The sequence below is a fragment of the Microseira wollei NIES-4236 genome (assembly GCF_020521235.1).
Lineage (GTDB): Bacteria > Cyanobacteriota > Cyanobacteriia > Cyanobacteriales > Aerosakkonemataceae > Microseira > Microseira wollei.
The window spans coordinates 1-456 of record NZ_BLAY01000568.1 but is presented as its reverse complement, the minus strand read 5'-3'; the positions used below and the strand labels follow the sequence as shown (position 1 = coordinate 456).

Annotated in this window: 1 protein-coding gene; it reads left to right on the top strand. The window is 43.4% G+C overall.

Going from position 1 to position 456, the window contains the following annotated elements:
- Positions 1-313: hypothetical protein (locus MiSe_RS49870; protein ID WP_226595045.1), on the top strand; the 313-nt coding region annotated here is incomplete at its 5' end.
- Positions 314-456: the final 143 nt, after the last annotated feature.

The following is a 456-nucleotide window of genomic DNA, read 5'->3' as shown; positions in this document are numbered from 1 at the left end:
GGCATTTTCCAACCTTTGGTATAAACCAAAATTTATTCTACGCCGTGCCCCCTGGGCATTTATACAAGTTGTATTGACACGGCATTTTCCAACCTTTGGTATAAACCAAAATTTATTCTACGCCGTGGCCCCCTGGGCATTTATGCAAGTTGTAGGGACATGGCATTTTAAAACCTTTGGTATAAACCAAAATTTATTCTACGCCGTGCCCCTGGGCATTTATGCAAGTTGTAGGGGCACGGCATTTTCCAACCTTTGGTATAAACCAAAATTTATTCTACGCCGTGCCCCTGGGCATTTATGCAAGTTGTAGGGGCACGGCATTTTAAAACCTTTGGTATAAACCAAAATTTATTCTACGCCGTGCCCCTGGGCATTTATACAAGTTGTAGGGGCACGGCATTTTCCAACCTTTGGTATAAACCAAAATTTATTCTACGCCGTGCCCCTGGGCAT